Origin of the sequence: Rhodococcus sp. LW-XY12 (assembly GCF_019317345.1) — a bacterium.
GTDB classification, from domain to species: Bacteria; Actinomycetota; Actinomycetes; order Mycobacteriales; family Mycobacteriaceae; genus Rhodococcus; species Rhodococcus pyridinivorans.
Map to the genome: position 1 here is coordinate 5147492 of NZ_CP079225.1, position 26099 is coordinate 5173590.

At 67.9% G+C, this 26099-nt stretch carries 27 protein-coding genes and 2 pseudogenes; 15 read left to right on the forward strand and 14 right to left on the reverse strand.

The window, feature by feature from the left end; translation table 11 throughout:
* Positions 1 to 39: 39 nt before the first annotated feature.
* From KXC42_RS23935 to KXC42_RS23945, 3 genes are all read right to left on the reverse strand, one after another.
* Positions 40 to 252 carry a hypothetical protein gene (locus KXC42_RS23935; RefSeq protein ID WP_019290520.1) on the reverse strand — a complete coding sequence of 71 codons (213 nt, stop codon included), beginning with the start codon at positions 250 to 252 and terminating at the stop codon, positions 40 to 42.
* Positions 253 to 258: 6 nt separating this feature from the next.
* Positions 259 to 501, reverse strand: a complete 243-nt coding sequence (locus KXC42_RS23940; protein WP_219130546.1) for a transposase — start codon at positions 499 to 501, stop codon at positions 259 to 261.
* A 313-nt stretch (positions 502 to 814) separates the two neighbouring features.
* Complete coding sequence (locus KXC42_RS23945; protein ID WP_039584493.1) at positions 815 to 1771, reverse strand: ERCC4 domain-containing protein; 957 nt, start codon at positions 1769 to 1771, stop codon at positions 815 to 817.
* A 156-nt stretch (positions 1772 to 1927) separates the two neighbouring features.
* Between KXC42_RS23945 and KXC42_RS23950 the strand changes: the two genes are divergently transcribed.
* The gene (locus KXC42_RS23950; protein WP_006550853.1) at positions 1928 to 2449 is read left to right on the forward strand and encodes a hypothetical protein; all 522 of its coding nucleotides are present in this window, start codon (positions 1928 to 1930) and stop codon (positions 2447 to 2449) included.
* 100 nt (positions 2450 to 2549) lie between these two features.
* On the opposite strand, the gene KXC42_RS23955 is transcribed toward KXC42_RS23950, so the two are convergent.
* Together KXC42_RS23955 and KXC42_RS23960 are read right to left on the reverse strand one after the other, a co-directional pair.
* Positions 2550 to 2804, reverse strand: a complete 255-nt coding sequence (locus KXC42_RS23955; RefSeq protein ID WP_006550854.1) for a Txe/YoeB family addiction module toxin — start codon at positions 2802 to 2804, stop codon at positions 2550 to 2552.
* Positions 2801 to 3049, reverse strand: a complete 249-nt coding sequence (locus KXC42_RS23960) for a type II toxin-antitoxin system Phd/YefM family antitoxin (protein ID WP_006550855.1) — start codon at positions 3047 to 3049, stop codon at positions 2801 to 2803. The genes KXC42_RS23955 and KXC42_RS23960 overlap by 4 nt, the downstream gene beginning before the upstream one ends.
* A gap of 95 nt (positions 3050 to 3144) precedes the next feature.
* Between KXC42_RS23960 and KXC42_RS23965 the strand changes: the two genes are divergently transcribed.
* From KXC42_RS23965 to KXC42_RS23980, 4 genes are all read left to right on the forward strand, one after another.
* Positions 3145 to 3414 carry a pirin-like C-terminal cupin domain-containing protein gene (locus KXC42_RS23965; RefSeq protein ID WP_019290514.1) on the forward strand — a complete coding sequence of 90 codons (270 nt, stop codon included), beginning with the start codon at positions 3145 to 3147 and terminating at the stop codon, positions 3412 to 3414.
* Positions 3415 to 3880: 466 nt separating this feature from the next.
* Positions 3881 to 4675, forward strand: a complete 795-nt coding sequence (locus tag KXC42_RS23970) for an LLM class F420-dependent oxidoreductase (protein WP_006550857.1) — start codon at positions 3881 to 3883, stop codon at positions 4673 to 4675.
* A gap of 60 nt (positions 4676 to 4735) precedes the next feature.
* The gene (locus KXC42_RS23975; RefSeq protein ID WP_219129717.1) at positions 4736 to 5968 is read left to right on the forward strand and encodes an alpha/beta fold hydrolase; all 1233 of its coding nucleotides are present in this window, start codon (positions 4736 to 4738) and stop codon (positions 5966 to 5968) included.
* A 129-nt stretch (positions 5969 to 6097) separates the two neighbouring features.
* Positions 6098 to 8176 carry a PhoX family phosphatase gene (locus KXC42_RS23980; protein WP_219129718.1) on the forward strand — a complete coding sequence of 693 codons (2079 nt, stop codon included), beginning with the start codon at positions 6098 to 6100 and terminating at the stop codon, positions 8174 to 8176.
* 49 nt (positions 8177 to 8225) lie between these two features.
* Here the strand turns inward: KXC42_RS23980 and KXC42_RS23985 are convergent, their stop codons facing one another.
* Both KXC42_RS23985 and KXC42_RS23990 read right to left on the reverse strand, forming a co-directional pair.
* A complete protein-coding gene (locus KXC42_RS23985) occupies positions 8226 to 9563 on the reverse strand; it encodes an amylo-alpha-1,6-glucosidase (RefSeq protein WP_006550860.1) in 1338 nt (445 codons plus the stop codon).
* A 119-nt stretch (positions 9564 to 9682) separates the two neighbouring features.
* Positions 9683 to 10405, reverse strand: a pseudogene (locus KXC42_RS23990) (LLM class flavin-dependent oxidoreductase); the annotation flags it as partial.
* Between the two features lie 71 nt (positions 10406 to 10476).
* On the opposite strand from KXC42_RS23990, the pseudogene KXC42_RS23995 reads away from it, so the two are divergent.
* From KXC42_RS23995 to KXC42_RS24010, 4 genes and pseudogenes are all read left to right on the forward strand, one after another.
* Positions 10477 to 10671, forward strand: a pseudogene (locus KXC42_RS23995) (MFS transporter); the annotation flags it as partial.
* Positions 10672 to 10712: 41 nt separating this feature from the next.
* Complete coding sequence (locus KXC42_RS24000; protein ID WP_006550863.1) at positions 10713 to 11612, forward strand: spermidine synthase; 900 nt, start codon at positions 10713 to 10715, stop codon at positions 11610 to 11612.
* A 59-nt stretch (positions 11613 to 11671) separates the two neighbouring features.
* Positions 11672 to 12652 carry a pirin family protein gene (locus KXC42_RS24005; RefSeq protein WP_006550864.1) on the forward strand — a complete coding sequence of 327 codons (981 nt, stop codon included), beginning with the start codon at positions 11672 to 11674 and terminating at the stop codon, positions 12650 to 12652.
* Between the two features lie 62 nt (positions 12653 to 12714).
* Positions 12715 to 13335, forward strand: coding sequence for a trans-aconitate 2-methyltransferase (locus KXC42_RS24010; protein WP_219129721.1), 621 nt, complete (start codon positions 12715 to 12717; stop codon positions 13333 to 13335).
* A gap of 4 nt (positions 13336 to 13339) precedes the next feature.
* Here the strand turns inward: KXC42_RS24010 and KXC42_RS24015 are convergent, their stop codons facing one another.
* Positions 13340 to 14782, reverse strand: a complete 1443-nt coding sequence (locus KXC42_RS24015) for an NAD(P)/FAD-dependent oxidoreductase (RefSeq protein ID WP_219129722.1) — start codon at positions 14780 to 14782, stop codon at positions 13340 to 13342.
* 3 nt (positions 14783 to 14785) lie between these two features.
* Positions 14786 to 15796, reverse strand: a complete 1011-nt coding sequence (locus KXC42_RS24020; RefSeq protein WP_219129723.1) for a PHP domain-containing protein — start codon at positions 15794 to 15796, stop codon at positions 14786 to 14788.
* Between the two features lie 40 nt (positions 15797 to 15836).
* Between KXC42_RS24020 and KXC42_RS24025 the strand changes: the two genes are divergently transcribed.
* Positions 15837 to 16541 carry a vancomycin high temperature exclusion protein gene (locus KXC42_RS24025; protein WP_039584416.1) on the forward strand — a complete coding sequence of 235 codons (705 nt, stop codon included), beginning with the start codon at positions 15837 to 15839 and terminating at the stop codon, positions 16539 to 16541.
* 10 nt (positions 16542 to 16551) lie between these two features.
* Positions 16552 to 17223 carry an SDR family oxidoreductase gene (locus KXC42_RS24030; protein ID WP_219129724.1) on the forward strand — a complete coding sequence of 224 codons (672 nt, stop codon included), beginning with the start codon at positions 16552 to 16554 and terminating at the stop codon, positions 17221 to 17223.
* A gap of 38 nt (positions 17224 to 17261) precedes the next feature.
* Here KXC42_RS24030 and KXC42_RS24035 read toward each other — a convergent pair whose 3' ends face one another.
* Genes KXC42_RS24035 through KXC42_RS24045 form a run of 3 tightly spaced genes read right to left on the reverse strand, consistent with a single transcriptional unit; the run spans position 17262 to position 19537 of the window.
* Positions 17262 to 18323 carry a DUF6777 domain-containing protein gene (locus tag KXC42_RS24035; protein ID WP_219129725.1) on the reverse strand — a complete coding sequence of 354 codons (1062 nt, stop codon included), beginning with the start codon at positions 18321 to 18323 and terminating at the stop codon, positions 17262 to 17264.
* A gap of 9 nt (positions 18324 to 18332) precedes the next feature.
* A complete protein-coding gene (locus tag KXC42_RS24040; protein ID WP_257605941.1) occupies positions 18333 to 19154 on the reverse strand; it encodes an alpha/beta fold hydrolase in 822 nt (273 codons plus the stop codon).
* Entirely contained in the window at positions 19154 to 19537 is a 384-nt protein-coding gene (locus tag KXC42_RS24045) for a nuclear transport factor 2 family protein (protein ID WP_006550872.1), read from the reverse strand. The genes KXC42_RS24040 and KXC42_RS24045 overlap by 1 nt, the downstream gene beginning before the upstream one ends.
* Positions 19538 to 19681: 144 nt before the next feature.
* Here KXC42_RS24045 and KXC42_RS24050 point away from each other — a divergent pair, with 144 nt between their 5' ends.
* The 3 genes from KXC42_RS24050 to KXC42_RS24060 all read left to right on the forward strand — a co-directional run bounded on the left by KXC42_RS24050 (position 19682) and on the right by KXC42_RS24060 (position 21914).
* Positions 19682 to 20509: an alpha/beta hydrolase gene (locus KXC42_RS24050; protein ID WP_019290501.1), complete on the forward strand. Its 828-nt coding sequence runs from the start codon at positions 19682 to 19684 to the stop codon at positions 20507 to 20509.
* A gap of 65 nt (positions 20510 to 20574) precedes the next feature.
* The gene (locus KXC42_RS24055; RefSeq protein WP_033098059.1) at positions 20575 to 21195 is read left to right on the forward strand and encodes a general stress protein CsbD; all 621 of its coding nucleotides are present in this window, start codon (positions 20575 to 20577) and stop codon (positions 21193 to 21195) included.
* Between the two features lie 59 nt (positions 21196 to 21254).
* Positions 21255 to 21914, forward strand: coding sequence for an IF2 family translation initiation factor (locus tag KXC42_RS24060; protein ID WP_219129726.1), 660 nt, complete (start codon positions 21255 to 21257; stop codon positions 21912 to 21914).
* 68 nt (positions 21915 to 21982) lie between these two features.
* On the opposite strand, the gene leuS is transcribed toward KXC42_RS24060, so the two are convergent.
* A complete protein-coding gene (leuS, locus tag KXC42_RS24065) occupies positions 21983 to 24850 on the reverse strand; it encodes a leucine--tRNA ligase (RefSeq protein WP_219129727.1) in 2868 nt (955 codons plus the stop codon).
* Between the two features lie 96 nt (positions 24851 to 24946).
* Here leuS and KXC42_RS24070 point away from each other — a divergent pair, with 96 nt between their 5' ends.
* On the forward strand, positions 24947 to 25351 hold the full coding sequence (locus KXC42_RS24070; protein ID WP_016691037.1) for an SdpI family protein: 405 nt from the start codon (positions 24947 to 24949) through the stop codon (positions 25349 to 25351).
* A 21-nt stretch (positions 25352 to 25372) separates the two neighbouring features.
* On the opposite strand, the gene KXC42_RS24075 is transcribed toward KXC42_RS24070, so the two are convergent.
* Complete coding sequence (locus KXC42_RS24075; protein WP_006550878.1) at positions 25373 to 26026, reverse strand: hemerythrin domain-containing protein; 654 nt, start codon at positions 26024 to 26026, stop codon at positions 25373 to 25375.
* Between the last annotated feature and the right edge of the window lie 73 nt (positions 26027 to 26099).

Consider the following 26099-nt stretch of genomic DNA (forward strand, 5'->3'; position numbering starts at 1 on the left):
AGTCCCGAGTCTTGTTGAGGCTGAGCGTGTGTTCAGTCCTCAGGCCGCAGGTGCGGCCGGTGGTTGTGCGTAGCAGGCGGTCTCGATCTCGGTCGAGGTGCGGTAGTCGAGTATGCCGTGGACCCGTTCGGTATCGAACCAATGCACCCATTGCACGGTGGCCGCTTCGACGTCTTCCCGGCCGGTGTTCTCCGACAGAACGCGACAGATCGGTTCGATCCCCCAGCGGTGTTTGTGTTCGTCGATGAACACAGGCGATTACTTCAGTCGGCGTGGGGCCACCTCCCACTTGCGGGGGACGAACTCCACCTTCACGAAAAACACTGTGGCAGAGCGAAATATCTCCATCAACTGCCGTAGTTCGCGGTTCTCTTTCTCCGGACGGCGGATGCGCGCTTCGGCATCGACCGGCTCGGTCGGGAGCTCGTCGTCTTCGGCTTTGCGCACCCAGGTCCGCAGGGCTTCCTTGTGGACGCCGGTCTGCTCGGCGATCCGGTTGATGGCGCGCCGGTGCGGGTGTCGGGGTCACGGCGGGCTTCGACGGCGAGTCGGGTCGCTCGCTCACGCCAGTTCCTGAGGGTATTTGTAGTTCGCCATGATGAGTCTGGGGTGATCCTTCCGGGATGCCTGGCTCACCCTCGATGAAATCAGGGACGATTCAGTAATCATGCTCGACGATGACGTGATCGCCGTGCTCAGCACGGCGTGGCGTCGAACCGCTGGATGGGGCGCGGTCTATCGAGCGCGCGTGGCAGTCGCCGCGCCTTCCGCACGAAACGGCAGGACGTGGCATCGGCTGCTGCGGCGTTCAGCCTCACCCCGAGGCGTGAGCGTTGCGCCAGGCCGCCCAAACCTGGGGACGGAGCCGGCCACGATCGGGGACCTTCATGCCCTCGCCGCGGGCCCACGCGCGTACGTCGGCGGTGGACGGTTCCGCGGTGGGAGCGTCCTTGTGCTGCGGTGTGATGCGGTCACACGCCGCGTCCTCGACGCCGGTCCACTCGTGCGCGGCGGCGAGATAGCGGTAGGTCCACTCCTCGGCGAGCTGACGAGTCTCGCAGAACACGATCGGCACACCGGGGTAGCGGACCTGCAGCTCGGCGAGACCGTCCGCGATCATCGCCGGCCGGACCCGTTCGAACTTGAACACCGCCGAGTAACGGTCTTCGACCACCACTGCGGCGCGGGGCAGGGCAGCGAGCTCGGCCATCGCGAAACGCAGCCTCCCGCTGGTCAGGCTGCCTACCAGGTCGGCCAACGACTTGCGTTCGACCGAGGCGACCAACCGGTCGTCGACGAGCAGACCGTAGTCTCCGCACGCCAACACACGGCGGACGGTGTCGACCTGCTGCCCGGGGAATTTGTAGGGGTAACGCTCGTGGGAATCGACGACGATCGTCAGTTCGGCGATGCCGGCGGCTCGGGCGGTGGGGGTGCGCACATTCGGACGTGCCTGCTTCCGAGTGCGCGGGGATTGCCAGAACACGGCATCGCGCCCCCGAGCTTGGGTGAACACGATCTGCGACCGGTTCTCCCGTCCCCGGTCCAGGACCACGTCGATCGCGGCGCCGCGACGCACACACGAACGCAACCGAACCTGCTCGACGATCTCGGGGTCCTCAGGCCACTCGTCGGCCGGAACGGGATAGCAGAACAGGGCTTTGGTACGCGGCCAGGTGTCGGAGGTGCGAAACACCAGTCCGTCCGACAGGGGCAGGCGCAGCAGGAACGGCAGCCGTGATTCCGGGTCCGGGTTGCGGGCGATCACCATGTCCACGAAGTTCGGCGGCCTTTCGCTCGGCGATACATACCGAGCAGTGTCCGATACCGATCGCCCGCCGACAAGCCTGCCGGACACGCGTGTGCGAGGCAGGAATGCATCGGGTGGGCGCGACAGAAACCGGTCGTCGATGAAAGGTCCTGCCACATGTCCGACAAGAGCAGAGGTTCGGCCGGGCAGAAGCGCGCCGCGAAAGCCGAGAAGCGAGCGCAGAAGAACCAGGGGACGATGGTCTCGCTCGCAGATCGCTCTCGCCGAACCGCGGTCGACGAGTACCAGCGGCTCATACCCATATTCCATGCGTGGCTGCTCGACAGCGGCATAAGCACCGGGGTGGAGATGGCCGCGGCGCACGTCGTCGGTGTCGGGCAGGCAGTGGACTTACTCGCTCAGGACACGATCCGGTTCTCGGCGACCGCGTGGCGCACATCGGCCATCGACCATCTGCTCCGCGCTGCGTGCGGCTCGCCGGTACTGACGGTGGGCAACACCGACCAGCAGTTCCCGTCCGCCGAGCTCGACACCACCGCATTGATCGCGGCACCCGAGCCGGTGGACTGGTCCGAACCCGACCAGTTCGACATCGCCGCGGCCGTCGAAGGTCCGGACCAGTGGAGCGGCGAGCACAGTGGCCGGGTGTATGTCTCGGTGCATGTCGACTGTCGCTGACCTGCAAGCAACCCCCCGACCATCGGCAAGGATGTGTCTGCGGTTGCTCAGTCAGAAGTGATAATCCTGCCCGGATTCGGTCGTCGGACCGTGGATCGGGTCAGTAGTGGTAGCGGGCGGCGATGATGACCAGGGCACCGTCGATGACCTCGTAGACCAGGCGGTGTTCTTTGTCGATACGTCGAGACCACAGTCCTGACAGGGCATGTCTGAGCCGTTCGGGTTTGCCGATCCCCGAGTACGGGTCTCGTTGGCAATCCCTGACCAGCTCGTTGACACGCTCGAGCTGTTTTCTGTCGGTCGAGATCCAGAACTGGTAGTCGTCCCACGCTTCGTCGGTGAAGGTGATGTTCACTCGATGAGTTCCCTTTCGGTGTATTCACCTCCGCGAGCTCTCTGCATGCTGGCGAGCAGTCGTCGGGCGTTGGCCGGAGACTGCATCAGGTACGAGGTCTCGAGCATGGCGTCGTAGTCATCCTTCGACATCAGGACGGCATTGCCCCGCTTGGATACGATTTCCACAGGGGTGTGGTCCTTGTTGACCTGTTCGAGCAGCGGAAAGAAGTTTTTTCTCGCTTCGGTAGCAGTGATGGCAGCCATAGGTACTCCTTCCTCGAAGTCTCTCGGCCCAGCTCTTGAACCGGTACATTAAACGGTACCACTTCGGTACGGCATTCGGTACCAAAAGGCGCGAGGTGCGGCTTTCGTTCCCTCTGCTCGTCCATCTGCCGGCGCTGCGCTCCGGGTGCACGCACGCTGGCTCGTCCACCATCGACATCGACACCACCGACGGCGACACCCCCGCACGAATCCTTACCTTCAGCGGACCGCCGATCGGCGAACCCGTGGTGCTCGGCGGACCGTTCGTCATGAACACCAAGGTGGAAATCACCAATGCGTTCGAGGACTTTCACGCCGGTAAATTCGGCGACATCCCCCGCCGGTCCCGACTGCAGTACCTCTGATCGACCTTGTCATTGCCGGTGGCGTCGCCAGCGATCGATTCCTCGACGGTAAGCCCGTCGTTCTACTCATCACCCGCGGCGGCTCTTACGGCGCCGGCGCCCAGCGCGACGGCTGGGATCACAGCACCGCGTTCCTCGTCCGAATCCTCGGCGACCTGTGGGGTGGCGACGTCACCGTGATCGGACGCGATTCACACTCGTCGGCGTGAATCCCGCCCTCGACCAGTTCGCCGAGACCGCAGCGACTCTGGAGAAGGACGCGCGGGAAACTGCCGACATGTCCCCGGACCCGGCCCGCCGTCCGGCTGCGCCCGAGCTGGAGGTCATCGTCGTGCGCGTTCCCCTCGTCCGCCGATCGCTATCGAGCCCGGCGGGGAACATTTCGTCGGGTTCCTCCATCTCGGTGCTGCACTCACTTGCTTCAAGAAGCCGTCCACATGAGACACACTCTCTTAACCTGGACTCCATGACGCGCCCCATTCGCATCGGACTCCAACTACAGCCCCAGCAGCAACCCGATTACGGCGTCATCCGCGACACCGTGCTCCGCGCCGAGGACGCAGGCGCCGACATCGTGTTCAACTGGGACCACTTCTACCCGCTCTACGGCAACCCCGACGGCGCCCACTTCGAGTGCTGGACGATGCTCGGCGCCTGGGCGGAGCAGACCGAGCGCGTGGAGATCGGCGCACTGGTCACCGGTGGCGGCTACCGCAACCCCGACCTGCTCGCCGACATGGCCCGCACCGTCGACCACATCAGCGGCGGTCGTCTCATCCTCGGCATCGGCTCGGGCTGGTTCGAACGAGATTACGACGAGTACGGCTACGAGTTCGGCACCAAGGGCTCCCGCCTCGACCTGCTCGCCGAGTACATGCCCCGCATCGTGAATCGCCTCGGCAAGCTGAACCCGCAGCCCACCCGGCACATTCCCATCCTCATCGGTGGCGGCGGCCCGAAGAAGACGCTTCCGATGGTCGCGAAGTACGCGGACATCTGGCACAGCTTCGGCGAGATGGAGACCCACGCCGAGAAATCCGAGATCCTCGCGCAGCGCTGCGCCGAGGCCGGTCGTCGACCCGAGGACATCGAACGGTCCACTTCGTGGCCCGGCGCCGACGCGGCCCCGTCCTATGTGGAGCTCGGGATCACGCAGTTCACGGTGGGTGTCGGTGGTCCCGACTACGACCTCACCGAACTGCGCGAAGCCATCGCGTGGCGAGACGACAACTCCGCACCCCCGCTGACGGGGCTGAGCTGATCCCGGCCCGTGCCGACGGACCCTGAGCCGAGCACAGTACGTCGGTAGCATCGGTGGTGCATGTCGAACGCACCATGGCTACCGCCCTGCACCGCCGACGACTGGGACGACGGTCGGCGGCGGCGACGTCTCCGCGATACCCGCGCCGGTCATCACTGGGTACGGTTCGGCCGGCTTCGACGAGCCCTCGCGCGCACCGCCGTCGCGGCGCTCCCGCTCGTCGCCCTGTTCACCCAGTACTGGGCATGGGACGTCGCGCCGGTCCGTGAGCGACTCGCTCTCACGCAGCCACAGCTACATCCGATCCACGACGCGGCGACGCGGGAGGACCGCGACACGGCGGTCGTCGACCTGGTGGGCCTGGGCAACCTCGACGCGACCGAGACCGCCACGGCACTGCCCGCACTGAGCGAACTCGGGCAGGTGTGGGCGGTCGAGTACGACAACAGCGGTCTCGACACCGCCGTCGTCAGCCGCCTGATCCGCGAGCGTGCCGCGTGGTCCGGGATCGAGAACATCGTGCTCACCGGGCACAGCATGGGTGGGATCATCGCCCTCGAGGTCGCCCAGCACCTGTATCAGGACACCGATCTCGAGGTGACCGGCGTGATCCTGGACTGCACGCCGCTCGACCTGCACGCCGTGCGGGCCGACGCGCGCGACGCCGGTGAGGACCTGTTGCGCTGGATCGGCTGGCTGCCCGGCGCGCGGGAGAGCCGCAGTATGCGGATGCTCGTCGAGGTCGTCGCCCGCATGGACCGTTTCGTACTTCCCTCGGACCGGTGGTACCGCCGTATCGACACCGAAGAGTTGCACGACGTCGCGGTCGAGGTGCTCCACGACAAGATCTTCTCCACCGACGCCGCGAGCAACGGACTGATCGAATCGCAGTTCCGGGCGATCGTCGCCTCCGGTGCAATCGACAACCTGAGGGCACTCGCCGACGAACGCGACGACAAGATCCGTCCCGCCATAGCGTTCCTCCGGCCACGGAACGCCGTCAACGACAACGTCGTCGACGTCGAGTACAGTCACCGGATCCTGATCGACCAGTCCGGCGGTGTCGACGGCACGCTGCTGGTGTCGAAACTCGACCGCACCGGACACGCCAATCCGATCCAGGCTCCCGCGGAATACAACACCGCGATCACGAACCGGGTGGTGCCCTTCGTCGACGGCAGGCCCGGCGAGGTCGAGGACGAGGACGAGCAGTCGCGGGACGAGGAATTCTCCGATGGCAACCGTCCCGGTGTACGGCCGATCGTGGATCTCGACCGCATCGCCCCGGGCTGACCTCGGCCCGTTCTGTGACCGCCGTCTCACGGCCGCCGAATGCTCATCGGGTGTTCACCTTCTCGTTCCGTCCGACTCGCCTGACGCTCCTACGGTTCCGGCGTCGAACCGATTTCCGAGGAGAACGTTGTGGCCCGTAGAGTCCTGCCCTTGTTCGTCACGCACGACGGCATATCGTCGCGCTCGAACATCACGTGCAAGTACAAGTGCGGGGATGCCTGTTCGCACGCCGTCCCGAACACCTCCCGCGGTGAATACTTCGGCGACATCGTGCGCGCCGCCGTCTCGCGTCGCGGGGTCCTGCGAGGCGGTGCCATGGCCGTGCTCGCCGTCGGCGCCGGTGGTGTCCTGACGGCCTGTGCGGACGACTCCGCTGCGGCCGCCGGCAGTGACGCCGGGGCGGCGGGAGATCTCGGGCCGGTGCCCGACGGCACCAACTTCACGGCGGTCGCGCCGAACACCGATGACGCGGTGACGGTTCCGGAGGGGTACGAGAACGACGTCGTCATCCGCTGGGGCGATCCGGTGCTGCCCGATGCCCCGGCCTTCGACATCGGGAACCAGACGGCGACCGCGCAGGAGAAGCAGTTCGGGTTCAACAACGACTTCGCCGGCCTGCTCCCGGTGGACGGCCGACCCGACACCTACCTACTCGTCGTCAATCACGAATACACCACCGAACCCTTCATGTTCGCCGACTACGACGCGGACGACCCCACCGAGGAACAGGTGCGCATCGGCATCGCCGGTCACGGGCTGTCCGTCGTCCAGGTGAAGGGCGAACCCGGGACCGGGCGCCTGACACCGGAATTCGGCGAATACAACCGTCGTATCACCGGAACAACCGAGTTCCTTCTCACCGGACCGGCCGCGGGCAGCGGCCTGCTGAAGACCACCGCCGACCCGACGGGCACGCGGGTCTCGGGGACGTTCAACAACTGCGCCGGCGGGCTCACCCCGTGGGGCACCGTGCTGTCGGGCGAGGAGAACTTCAACCAGTACTTCGCCAACGCCGAGAGCGTCACCGACCCGGTCGTCGCCGAACGTCTCGCCCGGTACGGACTCGAGGGCGCGGAAACCGAACGGAAGTGGGAACGATTCGACCGGGGCTTCGACATCGCCGCGGAACCCAACGAGGTCAACCGGTTCGGGTGGATCGTCGAGATCGATCCGTGGGATCCGAATTCGGTGCCCGTCAAGCACACCGCACTGGGACGGTTCAAGCACGAGGCGGCCACCGTCCACATCACCGACGACGGCACCGTCGTGTCGTACAGCGGTGACGACGAACGCTTCGACTACATGTACAAGTTCGTCTCGTCGCGGAAGATGCAGCCCGGAAACTCGCGAGCTGCGATGCGGCACAACATGACCCTGCTCGACGCCGGCACGCTCTACGTCGCGAAGCTCAGCGGTGACCATCCGGACGAGATCGACGGATCCGGAACACTTCCCGAGGCCGGCGAGTTCCGCGGCAGCGGCGAGTGGATCCCGCTGCTGCGCGCGAACGAGGACGGCAGCGCCGAGTCGCTGGTCGACGGCATGAGCGCCGAAGAGGTCGCGGTGTTCACCCGCCTCGCCGGCGACCGGGTGGGCGCGACGAAGATGGATCGCCCCGAGGACTTCGAACCGAATCCGGTCTCCGGCAAGGTCTACGTCGCACTCACCAACAACACCAAGCGCGGCGTCGACGGCGCCGCGCCGGCCGACGAGGCGAATCCGCGCGAGAACAACAAGAACGGTCAGGTCCTCGAGATCGACGACGACCACGCGGGTACGTCCTTCACGTGGAGGCTGCTGCTCGTGTGCGGGGACCCGAACGAGGCCGACACCTACTTCGGCGGCTTCGACAAGTCGCAGGTCAGTCCGATCTCGTGCCCCGACAACCTGGCCTTCGATTCGTACGGCAATCTGTGGATCTCGACCGACGGCAACGCACTCGGCTCCAACGACGGATTGTTCAGCGTCGTCCTCGACGGTCCGCGTCGCGGTGAGACGAAGCAGTTCCTCACCGTGCCGATCGGCGCCGAGACGTGCGGGCCGATCGTGCAGGACGGCCGGGTCGTGGTGTGCGTCCAGCATCCCGGGGAGACCGACGACGCGTCGTGGGCGTCGCCGGCCTCGCACTGGCCCGACGGAGGCGACTCCCAGCCGCGTCCCGCCGTGGTCGCGGCGTGGAAGTCCGACGGCGGACGTATCGGGGTCTGACACCTCGTGCGTGGTTCCGGTCGCGCTCGCTCCCGGAACCACGCACGGGTCATCCGAGCCAGTCCAATACCGCTGCGGCGGTCCACGACTGCTGCATGCTGCCGAGCGGGTCGCCGGTGAACGGTTCGTAGTACTCGGCGAAGGTGCCGTCGCTCGCCTGCCGGAGTCCTTCCGCGCGAAGCACGTTGGCCCGTTCGGCCCAGCCACGACGGGCGAACGCCCACGAGAACAACCACGTCATCACGGGCCACACCGGTCCGCGCCAGTACTCGCGGGGACGGAAGTCGCCCGAGACGGGGGACGTCGACGGCGGTACCGCATAGCGAAGATCCGGATGCCCGCAGAACTTCGGCCCTTCGAAGGTGCGCAGCAGCGCCCTCTCGGCCTGCCGGTCGAGACCTCCGCACAGCAGTGGCGCGAACATCGCGAGAGTGTCGGTGGCGACCCACTTCCCGCTGCGTAGATCGAAATCCTTCGCCGCGCCCGTGCGGGAGTCGGTCGTGGTGATCACGCCCTTCCGGAACCGCTCGGCCCACTGATACAGCTCGCGCACATCCGCGTTGGGACGGGAATGCTCCTCACCGATGGTTGCAAGCACCTCGCACGACAGCGAGAACACCGCGCTGACGAAGACGTCCTCGACCGCGAAGCTCATGGCCTTCGCGAGCACGCTGTCCTCGTAACGCGCCGTCTTCATCTCCTCGAGCAACCACAGATAACGCGCGTATTCACGGTCGGTGGGTCGCTGGGTGGCGTCGGCGACGTGCTCGAGATCCTCGCGGTGGAAGGGCGGCACCGGACCGGCGATAACGTTGGCGTACGCCGTATCCCAGCGCGGGGAGTTGTCCATGCCCGACTCCCACCCGTGGTACAGCGCGATGCGGCCGTTGCCGTCGAGATCGCGTGCGTGCGAGAGCCAGCGGTGCCACCGCACGAGATCCGCCCACCGGCGATCCAGGAACTCCTCGGCGACAGCACGTGTCGAGCGGCCGTGCCGTCGTGAATGCTCGAGGATGCGCTGTACGGCGATGGCGTGCACGGGAGGCTGTGTGATACCCGAGGTCTGCACCTGCGCCGGTGCGTGCGCGGCCAGTTCGGAGACCGCCCAGCGCGCCGGGCCCGGGAAGTAGCCGTCGACACCGTTGGCGAAGACGATGTGTGGGATCATCCCGTTCTTCCACTGCGCCGAGAGCAGGGTGTCGAGTTCGACCACCGCCCGTTCGACACTGAGCGGCGCGAGCCCCACGGCGACGAACGCCGCATCCCAACTCCACATGTGTGGATAGAGCTTGGGAGCGGCACTCGTCATGGCGCCCAGGTCGTTCCCACGCAGCAGGTACGCCGCGCGTGCGGCGAGCTGTGTGGAGGTGAATCCTCGGTCCGGCATGGCCCCATTCTCTGTGCTGCGGACGGATCCGCACGACGAGGGCCGCAGCTGTAACAGCGCCGACACATTTCGCGCCGGCGCTGTGTCGAGCTGTGCTGTATCGATGTGTCAGGGGATGGTCAGTGCGCGGAGGGCAGGAAGGCCGTCGAGCCCGACAGGTCGCCCGGGCGGTGGGAGGCCGGGGCGAGCAGGCCGCGACGCTCGAGGATCGGACGCACGCCCTCACCGAAGCGGTAGGCCTCCTCGAGATGCGGGTAGCCCGACAGCACGAAGTGGTCGAGTCCGATCTCGGCGTACTCGGCGATGCGGTCGGCGACCTCCTCGTGGGAACCCACGAGCGCGGTGCCCGCGCCACCACGGACGAGTCCGACGCCCGCCCACAGGTTGGGGGAGACCTCGAGGCTGCGGGCGTCCTTGCTCGCGGCGTAAGCGCTGCCGCCGCCGTGCAGCTCGACCATCCGGCGCTGCCCCTCGGAACCGGAGCGGGCCAGGCTCTGCTGGGCCTTCTCGATGGTCGCGGGGTCGAGCGCGGAGAGCAGGCGGTCGGCCTCGGCCCAGGCCTCGTCGGAGGTGTCCCGGCTGATGACGTGCAGGCGGATGCCGTAGTCGAGGGTGCGTCCCTGGATGTCGGCAAGGCCGCGGATCCACGCGATCTTGTCGGAGACGGCGGCCGGCGGCTCACCCCACGTGAGATAGGTGTCGCAGAACTGCGATGCGACGGTGCCGGCGGCGGGAGAGGACCCGCCGAAGAAGAGCGGCGGCACCGGATCGGGGATGCGCTGGAGCTGGGCGTTCTCGACCTGGATGTATTCGGCCTGGAAGTCGACCGGGCCGTTGCCCGCCCGTGTGTGAATGTGTCGGACGTGGTCGGCGTCGCCGGGTTGCACGCTGTCCACCACCGGGAATCGAGTCCGTGACCACGCTGTCACAGCCCAGTTCCGCACCCGAGTCCGATCTCGATCGTCGCAGGAGACTACGCACCGTGGTCGCGGCGAGCCTGCTCGGCACCACGGTGGAGTGGTACGACTTCTTCCTCTACGCGACGGCTGCGAGCCTGGTGTTCAACCAGCTGTTCTTCCCCGACCAGAGTTCGTTCGTCGGCACGATGCCTCTGATCCGAGGCAAACGAGCCGGTACTAGGCTCGTCGTATGAGCAGGCAACGAGGTGGCCGCGCCGCATCGTCGCCGCGCAAGGAGAAGACGGGTGCACCGGGCGGCCCGGCCGAGGGGTTGTACGACATCGACACGGGTACGTGCGAGCTCGTCAAGGACCGCTATCTCGCCGACGGATGGGTCCTCGAGATCAACGGGGTGCCCAGCTCGCACATCGACCTGAGCGACCCGGCCCTGCTCGAGTTCGAGTACATGCGGTGGATCGCGATGCTCGTCGAGAGCAGGTTCGAACACGACTCGAGATTGCGCGTGCTGCACCTCGGTGGGGGTGCGTGCACGATGGCGCGCTACTTCGCCGCGGTCTACCCCGACGCTCGGCAGGTCGTCGTCGAGATCGACGGTCGCCTCGCCGAACTCGTCCGCCACTGGTTCGATCTGCCCCGCGCTCCGTTGCTGCGTATCCGGGTGGGGGAGGCCCGTCAGGTCCTCACCTCGCTCTCCGACGCGAGCCGCGACGTGATCGTGCGGGATGTCTTCGCCTACAACCGCACTCCCGTCGCACTCACCACCCTCCAGTTCACACAGCACGCCCGACGCGTGCTCGCGCCCGGCGGTGTCTACGTCGTCAACTGCGGCGACTTCCGCGACCTGACCGTCGCGAAACGTGAGGCCGCGACGATCGGTGAGGTCTTCGAGCACACCGTGATCATCGCCGACCCCGCGATGTTCAAGGGACGCCGCTACGGCAACGTCGTCATCGCCGGCAGCGACCTGCCGCTCGGTGACTCCCCGGCCCTGGCCCGCGACCTGCTCGGCGGAGCCGTCCCCGCGCAGATCCGGCTGGGTGACCAGGTCGAGAAGTTCGCCGCCGGGGCGCGCGTGCTCGACGACAGCGAGGCCACCACACCGCCCGGAACAAAGAGCACGGGCACGTAGTTGCACGGGTCATGACGTCAGCAGCCCCTACTCCGGTACTCCAGGTCTTCCGGCTCGGTATGCCCTGGCAGACGATCGATCCCTTCCTGTTCGTCGCACACCACGTCGACGCGTATCCGGCGGGCAACGACGAGCTCGGACCCGACGCGTCGCTCGACGGCCGCCCGATCGGCCAGGACTTCGGCAACCCGGCGGGCTGGAGCATGTACCACGGCACCACCGTCCCAGGATTCCCCGGCCACCCGCACCGCGGCTTCGAGACGGTGACCTTCGTGCGCTCGGGTTTCGTCGACCACTCCGATTCGGTGGGTGCGGCGGCGCGTTTCGGTGAGGGCGACACGCAGTGGCTCACCGCCGGCAACGGGGTCGTCCACAGCGAGATGTTCCCTCTGCTGAACAAGGATTCGGACAATCCGCTCGAGTTGTTCCAGATCTGGCTGAACCTGCCCGCCGAGTCGAAGACCGTCGATCCGCACTTCTCGATGCTGTGGAACGAGGACACCCCCACCGTGACCGTCTCGGACGAGGACGGACGCACCGTCTCCGTCCGCGTCATCGCCGGTGAGCTCGACGACGTGACTCCGCCGCCGCCCCCGCCGAATTCGTGGGCGTCCCGACCCGGCACCGACGTGGCGATCTGGAACATCGACCTGTCGTCCGGTGCGCGCTGGGAACTGCCGGCCGCGCGCGGTGAGCAGACGCAACGGGTCCTGTACGTGTACAACGGTTCCCCCGTGCGGATCGGTGACCGGACGATCGAGTCCGGGCACGGGGTCGTCGTCGACGCGTCGGTGCCGGTGCACCTCACCGGCGGCGACGAGGGCACGCAGATCCTGATGCTGCAGGGTCGCCCGATCGGCGAACCCGTCGTCTCGTACGGCCCGTTCGTGCTCAACGACGAGGCGGGTGTCCGCCAGGCGTTCGAGGACTACCGCCGCACCGGATTCGGCGGATGGCCCTGGGACAGCGACGGTCCCGTGCACGAACGTGACGCCGGCCGGTTCGCGCGGTATCCCGACGAGAAGCTCGAGCAACGCTGACGGCGTGCGCAGATCCTGTCGATTTCCGGCAGGATCTGCACGCCCGGCGATAGCATGCCGGGGTGACCCAGCCCGGATACGATGCCCTCGCGGATCTGTACGTCGAGCTGTTTCCCGATCCGTACCTGACTCCGCTCGAACGCCACACCGTCGCCGCCTTCGCCGAGATGGTGTGCCAGAGCCAGGTGCAGGGTGTCGTGCTGGACGTGGGCTGCGGGCCCGGATACGTGGCCGCGGATCTCGCCGACCGCGGACTCGACGTGATCGGCCTCGATCCCAGCACCGAGATGCTGCGCATCGCGCGGGGCGCCTACCCCGCGCTGCGATTCGTGCGGGACGACGCGCGACTCGGGTCCGACGAACTCCGCGACGTGGTTCCGAGCGCGATCATCGCGCGGTTCAGCCTCATCCACGTTCCGCCGTTCGAGATCCCCGGGATCCTCGACGGCTGGACGGAGCGGATTCCGTCCGGCGGCGTGGTGCTCATCGTGGGCCAGACAACCGACATCCCGGGCGAGGTGGTCGAGTTCGATCACGCGGTGGCGCCGGCGTGGCGGTGGCACCCGGATCGTCTCGCCGCGGCCCTGTCCGACGCCGGATTCGACGAGGTGTGGCGGACGGTCGGCCGCCCCGACACCGATCATCGCTTCCCCGACGTCCACCTGGCGGCGCGGCGGCGCTGACGGGTCAGGGCGTGAACTGCATCGATTCGTCGACACGCCCGAGCCGCATGGTGGGCAGGTCGAGGAGATAGTTCTGCCGCATCAACCACGGGCTGCGCGCACCCTGTTTGGGCAGAGCACCTTCCGCGCGGTGGATGTACCCGGCGTCGAGACCGAGAAGCGGGCGGGTACGCCCGTCGCCCGAATACCTCGGAACCGCCGAACGGTAACCGTTGCGTCGCATGTACCGCAGCAACCGGCACACGTAGAGGGACGCGAGATCGGCACGCAGGGTCCACGACGCGTTGGTGTAGCCGAGACACATCGCGGCATTGGGCAGGCCGTCGAGCATCATGCCACGGTAGATGAACCGGGCCGAGAGGTCGATCCTCTCCCCATCGACGACGAACTCGATGCCCCCGGCAGGCACCAGTTGCAGACCCGTTGCGGGAATCAGGATCTCGGCCTCGAGTTCGCGACCGGACTCGAGGCGGACACCCTTCTCGGTGACGGTGTCGATCCGGTCGGTGACGATCTCGGCCTTCCCGGCGCGCAGGGTGCGGAACAGGTCGGAGTCGGGGACCACGCACAGTCGCTGATCCCACGGGTCGTAGCGCGGTGAGAAGTGGGGATCGACCGGGATCCTGCCGCGCAGGCGACGTTCGGCGAGGGTGCGCAACATGCGTTTCGCGGCCGAGGGGAACCGCTGGCAGAACTGGTAGAAGCCGAGATTGGCTACGACGTTCTTCGTCCGCACTGCGCGGTGGGCCACCCTGTCCGGCAACAGGCGTCGAATCCGCGTCGCGATCGGGTCGCGCGCGGGCAGCGACATCACGTAGGTGGGGGAGCGCTGCAGCATCGTCACGTGCTCGGCCTTCTCCGCCAGGGCGGGCACGAGCGTGACGGCCGTGGCGCCACTGCCGATCACCACGATCCTCTTCCCCTCGTAGTCGAGGTTCTCGGGCCAGAACTGCGGATGCACGACCGTGCCCGCGAAGTCTTGCAGACCGGGGATGTCGGGGAGGTAACCCGACTCGTAGCTGTAGTAGCCGCTGCAGAGATAGAGGAAGGAACAGGACATCTCGACGGTTCCGTGCCCGGTCGAGGCACGCACCGTCCACCGGGCGTCCTCCGACGACCAGGATGCGTCGATCACCTTGTGGCCGAATCGGATCCGTCGGTCGATGCCGAATTCGGCGGCGGTGTCGCGGATGTACTGCAGGATGTCGGGGCCGTCGGCGATGGACTTCTCGCCCCGCCACGGGCGGAACGGGAAGCCGAGCGTGTACATGTCGCTGTCCGATCGGATCCCGGGATAGCGGAACAGATCCCACGTACCACCGATCGCGTCGCGACTCTCGAGGATGGCGTACCCGAGATCCGGGCACTGTGTCTGCAACCGGTAACCGGCATCGATGCCGGACAATCCGGCTCCCACGATCAGTACGTCGACGTGTTCCACGCGCATCTCCTACCTGTCGGTCCACGCCAGCAGGTCGTCGATCTCCCAGGTGTTGATCACCTGTTCGGGTTCGACACCCCGCTCGACGGCACGTTCGCAACCGTACCCGAGCCAGTCGAGCTGCCCGGGTGCGTGCGCATCGGTGTCGATGGAGAACAGGCAGCCCGTCTCGAGCGCGAGGTCGATGAGACGCGACGGCGGGTCGCGGCGTTCGGGCCGGCAGTTGATCTCGACGGCGGTGTCGTGGTCGCGACATGCGGCGAAGACCTTCTCGGCGTCGAACTTCGACTCGGGACGGTTTCCGCGCCCCCCGGCGACGAGCCGGCCGGTGCAGTGCCCGAGGACGTCGACGTGGGGATTCGCCGCCGCACGCAGCATGCGTTTCGTCATCGCCGACCGGTCGGCCCGCAAGTTCGAGTGCACGCTCGCGACGACGACGTCGAGTTCGGCGAGCAGCCCTTCGTCCTGGTCGAGCGATCCGTCGTCGAGGATGTCGACCTCGATACCCGTGAGAATCCTTGCACCATCGGCGTTCCCGTTGATCTGCGCGACGACGCCGAGTTGCGAGCGCAGCCGCTCCGCGGTCAGACCGTTCGCAACCTTCAGACGGGGGGAGTGGTCGGTGAGAGCGAAGTACTCGTGCCCGATCATCATCGACGCGACGCGGTGCATCTCGTCGATCGGGCTGCCGCCGTCGGACCAGTTCGAGTGGGTGTGCAGGTCGCCGCGCAGGGACTCGAGCAGGTCGCGGGCGCCTCGTCCGATCGGTTCGGCCTCCTCGCGCAACTGCTCGAGATAGGCGGGCACTCCGTCGAACGACTCGCGGATGACGGTGGCGGTCTTCTTCCCGATGCCGTGCAGATCGGTCCACGAGTCGGTCTTCCGCAGAACCTCCCGCTTGTGGTCGCTCACCTCGGCGAGCACCTCCGCCGCGCGTCGATAGGCCTGCACACGGTAGGTGTCGGCGTGTTCGCGTTCGAGCCAGAAGGCGACTTCGCGGAGTGCGTCGACGGGGTCCACCCCTCCATTGTGGCCGCCGGGCGTCCGTAATCTGGGACGCATGCTCGAATCCGTCCGGCCGTCGTCCCTCCTCGGTGCGGTCTCCGCACTGGCCGTCGGTGCGGTGTCCGCGCTGACACTCGTCTCCGCCCGCGTGGCGTCCGAGGCGAAGGGCCTCATCTACGAGGTGGACGACGCACCACCCGCCCCGGTGGTGATCGTGCCGGGCGCGCGGGTGCACGAGGGCCGTCCGATGCGGGTGCTCCGCAGCCGTCTCGACGTCGCCGTCGCGTTGATGGAACGGGGACGGGTGCAGGCCGTGCTCGTCTCGGGCGACGGGGCGGGAACCTCGGGCGACGAGATCGCGGCGATGATCGCGTATCTCGTCGAGCAGGGTGTCAACCGGGAACGGATCGTCGCCGACCCGTACGGTCTGGACACCTACGACACCGCCCGGCGCGCCGTCGCCACCTACGGCGTGCGGCATGCATTGATCACGACCCAGGCCTTCCACCTTTCGCGCGCGGTGGCGTTGTGCCGGCGGGCGGGAATCGACATCGCCGGAGTCCGTGCCGCGAACGACGTGCGACCGCGCACGCGGCTGAGGAATCTGGCGCGCGAATACGTGCTGTCACGACCCAAGGCGTTCCTCGAACTCCGGTTCCCTCGCGACCCGGCGGTGTCGACCCCGCCGGACGACCGGCTCGCCGAGATCCTGGCCGGTCTCGAGCACGGTGCGGTGGCCGCCCCGCCCTCGGCTTCCTAGGCTCGTGATCATGCGCCCCACAGCTCTCGTCACCGGAGGGGGTCGCGGTCTCGGCGCCGCGATCGCCCACGAACTCGCTCCCACCCACGATCTGCTCCTCGGCGGCCGACGTCGCGAGTCGCTCGATGCGATCCTCGAGGAACTGCCCGACGCCACGCCGTGGCCCGTGGACCTGCTCGATCACGTCGCCGTCGCCGCGGCCGCCGCCGACATCGATCGGCTCGACGTGCTCGTCCACAACGCGGGCGTCGCCGAACTGGGCACGATCGCCGACAGCGAGCCCCGGCAGTGGCGCGAGACGTTCGAGGCAAACGTCGTCGCCGTCGTCGCCCTGACGCAGGTGTTGCTACCGGCCCTGCGGACCGCGAACGGCCACGTGGTGCTCATCAACTCGGGGGCGGGTCTGCGCGTTCGCCCCGGGTGGGGTGCCTACGCCGCGAGCAAGTTCGCACTGCGGGCGTTCGGCGACGCGCTGCGCGAGGAGGAACCCGCGCTGCGGGTCACCTCGATCCACCCGGGCCGGATCGACACGGACATGCAGCGCGCGATCGTCGCGTCGGAGGGCCGCGAGTACGACCCGTCGCAGTTCCTCAGCCCCGGCACGGTGGCGCGTGCGGTGCGGCAGGTCGTCGAGGCGCCGGTCGACGCCCACCCCACCGAGGTCGTTCTGCGTCCTCGCTGACGACTCGAAAGAGCTGACGGCTCAGAACGGCAGGCGGCTCAGAACGGCAGGGGGATCACGACCGGGGGAGCGCCCGGAATCTGGATCTGGATCTGCGGAGGCGGCGGCGCGGGAGCCCGCGGCGCCGGCGGGGGTGCCGGTGCCGGAGCGGGTTCCGGAGCCGGCGGCGGTGGCGGTGGCGGTGGCGGTGGCGGCGGTTCCGGAGCGGGGGGAGGCGGAGGCGACGGTTCCGGGAGAGGAGGCGGTGGTGGTGCCGCGGCTTCCGGCACCGGATCGCGCCGCGGTGCAGGAACGGGTACCTGCAGCGCCTCGGTCTCCGGGCGGGTTTCCTCCGTGGTCTCCGGTGCGGCCGGAGCCATGGTTTTCGGCAGGGCCTCACCGACCGGCACGGGGACCATCGCGCCGGTCGTGATGTCGATGACCTCCAACTCCCGCACGGCAGTCGCGGCGGGCTGGACGACGAACATCCGCTCGGCGTTCAGTCCGGGCCATTTCGGACCTTCGAGTTCGTCGTTTCCGGTGAGCACCGGCGCGGACAGCGGATTGCCGCGCACGCACCGCACGCGCGGAACACCGAGTTCGTCGACGAGGACGATCGTGCCGCGTTCGAGCAGCGACTGCACGGGCCGCGCCGCACCGTCGCGGTACTCGTGCATGGTCACCCGGGTGTCGGCGCGCAACAGGACCGCCGTGAGGGTGTCGGTGTAGCCGCGGATGTCGGGCACGCCGAGGACACCGCGCCACGCTTCGGCCTTGGCGGGATCCTCCTCCAGATGACGGATGAGCCCTTCGCGATCGCACAGGGGCCGGTCGAGACTGCCCCCGTAGAGCGCCGGCCGATCACCGGAAACGGCCGGGGTCCCGGCGGTCGCGGTGACCGGATCACCGCCTTCCTCGACGACTTCGGGGGGAGCTGGCGGCACCGCGACCGGCACCTGCGGCGGCACGAGACGCGGCGTCCACGGGTCGTCCTGCGCGGTGGCGACATGCAGTTGCACGGGCGTCGTCGTCTCGACCGAACCGCCCGACGAGCAGGCACCCGCCACCAGTGCCGTCAGGGCGAGTGCCAGACCGAATCCACGAACCGTGTCGCTGGCCACGCCGTCATGCTAGGTCGATGATCGCCGGTGAAAGTGCTGTTCGGCGGTTCTCGTCGGTATCCGGATCCCGGAGACGAAGCTCAGGAGAAGCTCGTTCACCTCGTCGCGACGTTCCATCTGCACGAAATGCCCCGCGCCCTCGAGCAGGTGGACACCGCGCAGATCGGGGACGAAATCACGCATCCGTTCGAGCGCCGACGGTCCCGACATCGTGATGACGGGATCCCGGTCGCCGGCCACGAACAGCGTCGGTACCTGCACCTTCGCGCCCTCGTAGGGACGCCTCCCAGTTCGCGTCGTAGGCGCGATACCAGGACAGGCCTCCGCCGAATCCGGTGCGGGCGAACTCGGACGCGTAATGGGCGAGTTCGTCGTCGGTGAGCCAATCCCACGGCAACTCGGGAGCGGTGTGCAGCACGTCGAGATATCCGCGTCTCTCGGACGGATGCGACCATACGTCGTGATAGCGGTATCCGCCGGACCGGCGACGCGGTCCGGATGTCGCAGCGCCGTCGTCCATGCGACGGGCGCACCGAAGTCGTGACCGACGACGACCGCGCTGTCGATCCCGAGGACGTCGAGCAGTCGGACGAGGCGATCGGCGACCGCGACGTTCGTGTACTCCTCGGCCTCCCGGGGCCGGCCGGTGCGGCCGTAGCCGGGCATGTCGGGGGCGACGGCACGGTATCCGGCGTCGACGAGCGGCGCGAACTGGTGCCGGTAGCTATACCCCAGGCCGGGGAAGCCGTGGCACATGACGACCGCGGGTCCGTCGCCCCGATCGTCGATGTTCCACGTGAAACCATCGACCTCGACGATGAGGCTGTCCATCAGGAGGCGGGGACGGTCTGCATGTCCTCCTGGCTCCAGAACGCCCTCATGCTCGTGATCCTCGCGTCGTCGTCGAAGGTCATCACGTCGACGACCTCCATGACCAGATCCTGCTCACCCAGGTGCGTGACCAGGCGGAACACGAATGCGGCGTTGTTCTCCGCGATCTTGAGGGTTATCACCTCACCGGTCTGCGCGAGCGGTTCGACCACTCCGTAGAACTCGCGGATCTCGGCCTCGGTGGCGCGGACCGGCGTGCCGACCGGATCCTCGACCGTAGCGCCCGGTGCGTACAGCGCGAGGACATCGTCGACGGTGCCGGAGGCCACGGACTTCACGTAGTTCTCGACGGTGGTGCGGATCGCGTCCCGACTCGGTGCCATGGGGTCTCCTTCGTTCGAATCGGGAACACGTTTCAATTCGACGGTAGTGGGCCGGATCCGCGGATGCACTCGCGATTCCCACTCGGAAGACCCCCGCGCCGGAGGACGATGACATCGCCATCACCCGGAACGATCGGAGACCCGATGATCGACGCTGTCGCCTTCACCCTCGACGGACACGCCGGTGCTCTCGCAGCCCGCACGTGGGTCGGCGAGGCCCCGCGCTACGTGGCGTTGTTGTGCCACGGTTACGGCGAGCACTGCGGACGCTACGAGTATGTGGCCGCGCACCTCGTCGCCGACGGCGCCGCCGTCTACGCGGTGGACCACATCGGTCACGGTCTCAGCGACGGCGAACGCGTCCTGATCGACGACTTCGAGAAGGTGGTCGACGATTTCCGTCTGCTCGATCTCACGGCGCGACGCGAGCATCCCGACCTGCCGGTCGTGCTCGTCGGACACTCGATGGGTGGCATGATCGCCGCCCGGTACGCGCAGCGATACGGCTCGGAACTGGCCGCGGTCGTCCTGTCCGGCCCGGTCCTCGGCAGGTGGGCGGCCGTCGACGCCCTGCTCACGGCCGAGGAGATCCCCGATACCCCCATCGATCCGTCCACCCTCTCCCGTGATCCCGAGGTGGGTCGCGCCTACGTGGCCGACCCGCTCGTCTGGCACGGCCCGTTCAAGCGCACCACCGTGCAGGCGCTGAAGACCTGCATCGACACGATCACCGCCGCCGGTGCCGTCGACGACGTGCCCGTGTTGTGGTTGCACGGCGAGGACGATCGACTGGTTCCCCTCGACGGCACCGCCACCGGATGGTCGTCGCTGGCAGGTCGCGGGGCGTCGTCGAAGACCTATCCCGAAGCGCGGCACGAGATCTTCAACGAGACGAATCGGGACGAGGTCCTGGGCGATGTCGTCGACTTCGTCGGCGCGCACATCCACCCTCTCGAGACTCTCGAGGATTGAAGCCGACCGCGTCTGGCTACCCCAAGCCATGGGGGCCGTCCCCTTCGTGTCCCGTACGGAAGGAGATGACCGTGGTCGAAGACAACACATCCGACAGGGCTCGCCCTGGTGCATCCGACAGGGCTCGCCCCGGTCCGGCCGACAAGGCACGCCTCGGGTTGAAGCAGACCGTGGTCGGTAAGGCGAAGGAGGTCGCCGGCGCTCTGACCGGCAACGATTCCCTCACCACCGAAGGCCGTCTCGAGCAGGAGCAGGCTCGGCAGACCAGGAAGGCCGACACCCTCTCGCACATGGCCGAGGCCGAGAGCGACGAGGCGGTCGAACAGCTCGACGCCGTCCGCGAGGCCGGACAACAGGAACGCGAGGCCGTGCAGCAGCGGACCGACGCCGTCGAGTCGCAGGCCGAGCGGGAGGCACGGGTCCGCAAACAGGCCGCCGACCTCGAACATCAGGAGAACATCGTCCGAGGGCGATCCGACGCCGCTCGTGAGGCCACAGCCGCCGAACAACAGGCACGTCGCGAGGAGAACGAGCAGGTCACGGATGCCGCCGCAGAGGTCGCGGCCGCCGACGAGGACCACCGACGAGCCTCCCACGACGCCGAACGTGCACGCCTCCAGGCCGAAGAGGAACGCCGCAAGGCCGAAGCCCTCGAACGCACGCTGACCGACGAGCCGGATCGCTGACGAACACCACCGACATTCCCTACCGGAGCTGTACCCCCATCGAAGTTGGAGATGCGCCCATGAACCTCGCCACTCTGCCCAAGAGCGTTCTGCGACTGCAGTACAAGATCGCCCGCTTCCCACTGGGATTGATCGAGCAGCAGTTGCGGTTCCTGCCCACCGACGCCCCGCCGCGCCTGATGTACGAGCGGGGGCTGGGCCTGCTGGACGGCATCGTCGGCAGCGTGCTCGACGACCAGGAGATCGCCACCCGCGGGGCGCTCGCCACCGAACGCGCCGAGGCGGTGAAGCGCGCGGAGAAACTCGACGCGCAGGCCGCGGCCGAGAAGCGCGCGGCAGACGCCGAACTCCGTCGAACGCGTGAACGTGCCGCTGCCCAGCAGGAAGCCGCGCGACGCGACCGCGAGAACGAAGTCGAGCAGGCCCGGGAGCGTGCGCAGGAACGCGCGAAGCAGGCGGAGAAGGAGGCCGAGCAGAAGAAGGCCGCCGAGACCGCGAAGGCCGACCAGGAGGCCGCCGCGAAGCGCCAGGCCGCCGAGACCGCGAAGAAGAAGGACGAGGAGCGCATCCGCAAGGCCGAGCAGGAGGCCGCCGAGCCCGCCAAGGTCTCCCTCAAGGATGCCGTCGCCAAGCAGCTCGAGGCGAAGGAAGCGGAGGAGCGCGCGCACGATGCGGGCGAGGTCGCCGAGTTCGAGAAGATCGAACACAAGCACCCCTGATCCCGGTTGTAGTCGACGAGACCCCGGTGCATCCTGTGCACCGGGGTCTCGTCCGTCGTAAGCGGTTGCTACTTCACGACATTGACCATCTTGCCGGGAACCACGATCACCTTGCGCGGTGCGGCACCGCCGAGCAGGTCGGCGATCTTCTCGTCCACGAGCGCGGCGGCCTCGATCGCCTGGGGCGCGGCGTCGGCCGGGACGGTGATGCGGCTGCGCACCTTGCCGTTGACCTGGATCGGGTACTCGACGCTGTCCTCGACGAGCCACTTCTCGTCGGCGACCGGGAACGGGCCGTGCGCAAGCGATTCGGTGTGTCCGAGACGCGACCACATCTCCTCGGCGAGGTGCGGGGCGACCGGGCCGAGCATGAGCACGAGCGGTTCGACGGCGCTGCGCGGCGCACCCGACGGGTACTGCTTCGTCAGGTGGTTCGTGTACTCGATGAGCTTGGCGATCGCCGTGTTGTCGCGCAGGTGGGTGAAGTCGTCCGACACACCCGCGACCGTCTTGTTGAGCGCCCGCAGCGTGTCGTCGCCGGGGGTGTCGTCGGTGACGCGCAGCGCGCCACCCTCCTCCTCGACGACGAGACGCCACACGCGCTGCAGGAAGCGGTGCGCGCCGACGACGTCCTTGGTCGCCCACGGACGCGACTGGTCGAGCGGGCCCATCGACATCTCGTAGACGCGCAGGGTGTCGGCGCCGTACTCGTCGAAGATCTGGTCGGGGCTGACGGAGTTCTTGAGCGACTTGCCCATCTTCCCGTACTCGCGAGCGACCTCCTGCTCACCGTCCGGGCCGGTCCAGTAGAACGTGCCGTCGCGCTCGACGACCTCCTCGGCCGGCACATACACGCCGCGCGAGTCGGTGTAGGCGTAGGCCTGGATGTAACCCTGGTTGAACAGGCGACGGTACGGCTCCGAGGAGGTGACGTACCCGAGGTCGAAGAGCACCTTGTGCCAGAACCGCGCGTACAGCAGGTGCAGCACCGCGTGCTCGACACCGCCGACGTAGAGATCGACGCCACCCGGGTCGTTCGGGCCGTGCAGTTCCGGCCGCGGGCCGGTCCAGTACGCCTCGTTCTCCTTGTCACAGAAGGCTTCCGAGTTGGTGGGGTCGATGTAGCGCAGCTGGTACCACGAGCTGCCGGCCCACTGCGGCATCACGTTGGTGTCGCGCGTGTAGCGCTTCAGGCCGTCGCCGAGATCGAGCTCGACGTTCATCCAATCCACCGCCTTCGCGAGCGGCGGGGACGGTTCGGAATCGGCGTCGTCCGGATCGAAGGAGACCGGCGCGTAATCCTCCACCTCGGGAAGTTCCACGGGCAGAGCGGATTCGGGTAGAGCATGGGCGCGTCCCTGCTCGTCGTAGACGATCGGGAAGGGCTCGCCCCAGTACCGCTGCCGCGCGAACAGCCAGTCGCGCAGCTTGTACTGGATGGTGCCGCGTCCGGCGCCGTCCGCCTCGAGCTTCGCGACGATCGTCTTCTTCGCCTCGGCGACGGCGAGACCGTCGAGCAGGCCGGAGTTCACCAGCACACCGTCGCCGGTGTACGCCTCGGCGGTGACGTCGCCGCCGGAGATGACCTCGCGGATGGGCAGACCGAAGGCGGTCGCGAACTCCCAGTCGCGCTGGTCGTGGCCGGGAACGGCCATGATCGCGCCGGTACCGTAGCCGGTGAGGACGTAGTCGGCGATGAAGATCGGCAGTCGCTCGCCGTTGACCGGGTTCACGGCGTAGGCGCCGAGGAAGACACCGGTCTTCTCCTTCGACTCCTGCCGCTCGAGATCGGACTTCGCGGCGATCGACGCGCGGTAGGCCGCGACCGCGGCAGCCGGATCGGCGGCGCCACCGGTCCAGCGCTGGTCGACGCCCTCGGGCCAGGACGCGGCGACGATCCGGTCGACGAGTTCGTGCTCGGGAGCGAGGGTCACGTAGCTGGCACCGAACAGGGTGTCGGGCCGGGTGGTGAACACCTCGATCGCCGAATCGTGGTCGGCGACGGCGAACTTCACCTGGGCGCCGTGCGAGCGCCCGATCCAGTTGCGCTGCATGGACTTGACCTTGTCGGTCCAGTCCAGATGCTCGAGATCGTCGATCAGGCGGTCGGAGTAGGCGGTGATCCGCATCATCCACTGGCGCAGGTTCTTCCGGAAGACCGGGAAGTTGCCGCGCTCGGAGCGGCCGTCGGCCGTGACCTCCTCGTTGGCGAGCACCGTGCCCAGACCCGGGCACCAGTTGACGAGCGAATCCGACCGGTAGACCAAGCGGTACGAGTCGATGACGTCGGCGCGCTCACCCTCCGACAGCGACGCCCAGTCGCGTCCGTCCTCGAGACGACGCGTGCCGTCGGCGAATTCGGCCTCGAGTTCGGAGATGCGACGCGCCCGGCCGGCCTCGCGGTCGTACCAGGCGTTGTAGATCGTCAGGAAGATCCACTGCGTCCAGCGGTAGAAGTCGACGTCGGTCGTCGCGACCGAGCGACGCTCGTCGTGCCCGAGACCGAGCCGGGAGAGCTGCCGCTTCATGTTCCCGATGTTGGCCTCGGTGGTCGTGCGCGGGTGCGTGCCCGTCTGCACGGCGTACTGCTCGGCCGGCAGACCGAAGGCGTCGTAACCGAGGGTGTGCAGCACGTTGCGGCCCTGCATGCGGTTGAAGCGCGCATACACGTCGGTGGCGATGTACCCGAGCGGGTGCCCCACGTGCAGGCCCGAGCCCGAGGGGTACGGGAACATGTCCTGCACGAACAGCTTGTCGGAGGGCACCTCGCCGGCGAGATCGCCCACCGGATTGGGGGCGTGGAAGGTGCCGCGCTCGCGCCAGAGCTCCTGCCAGCGCTGCTCGATCCGCCCCGCGAGCTCGGCGGTGTACCGATGCTGCGGAGTGCTGCCGGGTTCGTGCTGGGAGGTCTGTTCGGGACGGGTCACGGTGATCACTATCTACTCGGCCGGGCGTGTGAGTGCTCCCACCAGGGTAGAACGTACCCGCACCCGCGCAGACCGGTGGCACCACCGGCCGCGTATCCTGGTCGGGTGCTCATCGTCGCTGTCCTGCTCTTCGTGCTCGCTCTCGTCGTCGGCGCGGTGGGTGTCGCGGCACTGACCGGCAAGCTCCCGCGCAACCGCTGGGCCGGTGTGCGCACCCCCGACGCGCTGCGTGACGACGAGGCGTTCGCCCTGGCCAACAAGGTTGCCGCACCCAGCATGCTCGGGTCCGCGGTGCTCCTCGCCCTCGGTGGTGTCGCGTCGCTGACGCTGCCCACCGTCGCCGGGATCATCGCAGTCGTCGTCACCGTGGTGGCCGCCCTGATCACCGCCGGAGCCGGCGGATCCGTCGCAGCGCGGGTCGCTGCGGCGACGAAGCCGGAGGAGACAGCCGGCTGCGGTACCTCGTGCGGGGCGTGCAGCCTGCGCGGGGCGTGCGAGCCGACCGCCTGACGGTCCTCCCACCGGCAGTCCTCACGCCCAGCGGCGCTCCCGTGCGTAGCGCGGTGTCCACCAGAACCGGTTGAGCACCCGCACCGGTACCGGGAGACTCTTCAGCACGACGGCCACGCGGTCCTTCGGTGCTCCCTCGAAGAGGTAGGGCAGCATTTCGGAGACCTCGCGCTTGTCCAGTTGCGCGAACGCCCGCATCGAGATGTCGTGCCATTCCTCCTTGGTGATGGATTGTTCGATCAGCGGGAAGGCGTCCCGTTCCTCGTGCGCGAGGTGAGCACCCAGCGACGTGACGAGACCGTCGAGCAGACCGCCGAGCCGCTCGGTCGCCGTCTCCCGGTCGTCGAGCACAGCCTCGATCTCCGCCAACGCCGGGTCGATCACGGAATGTTCGGCCTCCATCGCATCGAGCACCTCCATCGCCCCCGCATCGTGTGCGAGGCGTGGCCGCATGAACGGCCAGACGTAGACGTCCTCGACGGAGTGGTGCGTGTGCAGTTCGGTGCTGAATCCGTGCCAGCCGAGGAGCAGCGCATCGTGCGTGCCGGGATCGGCGGTCCGCCACTTCTGTGCGAAGTCGGCGAGACGTTCGGTGTCCCGGCGTAGAGCGGAGTGGATCAGATGCACGACCTCCAGATCCTCGGCGGACAACGGCGTGGCGTGAGTGGTGGTCATGGCGGGTACCTCGACTTCCGTATGAATGTCCCCGTGTCCATGGAGCCTCGTCGCCGCGTGAGGTGTTCTCAAT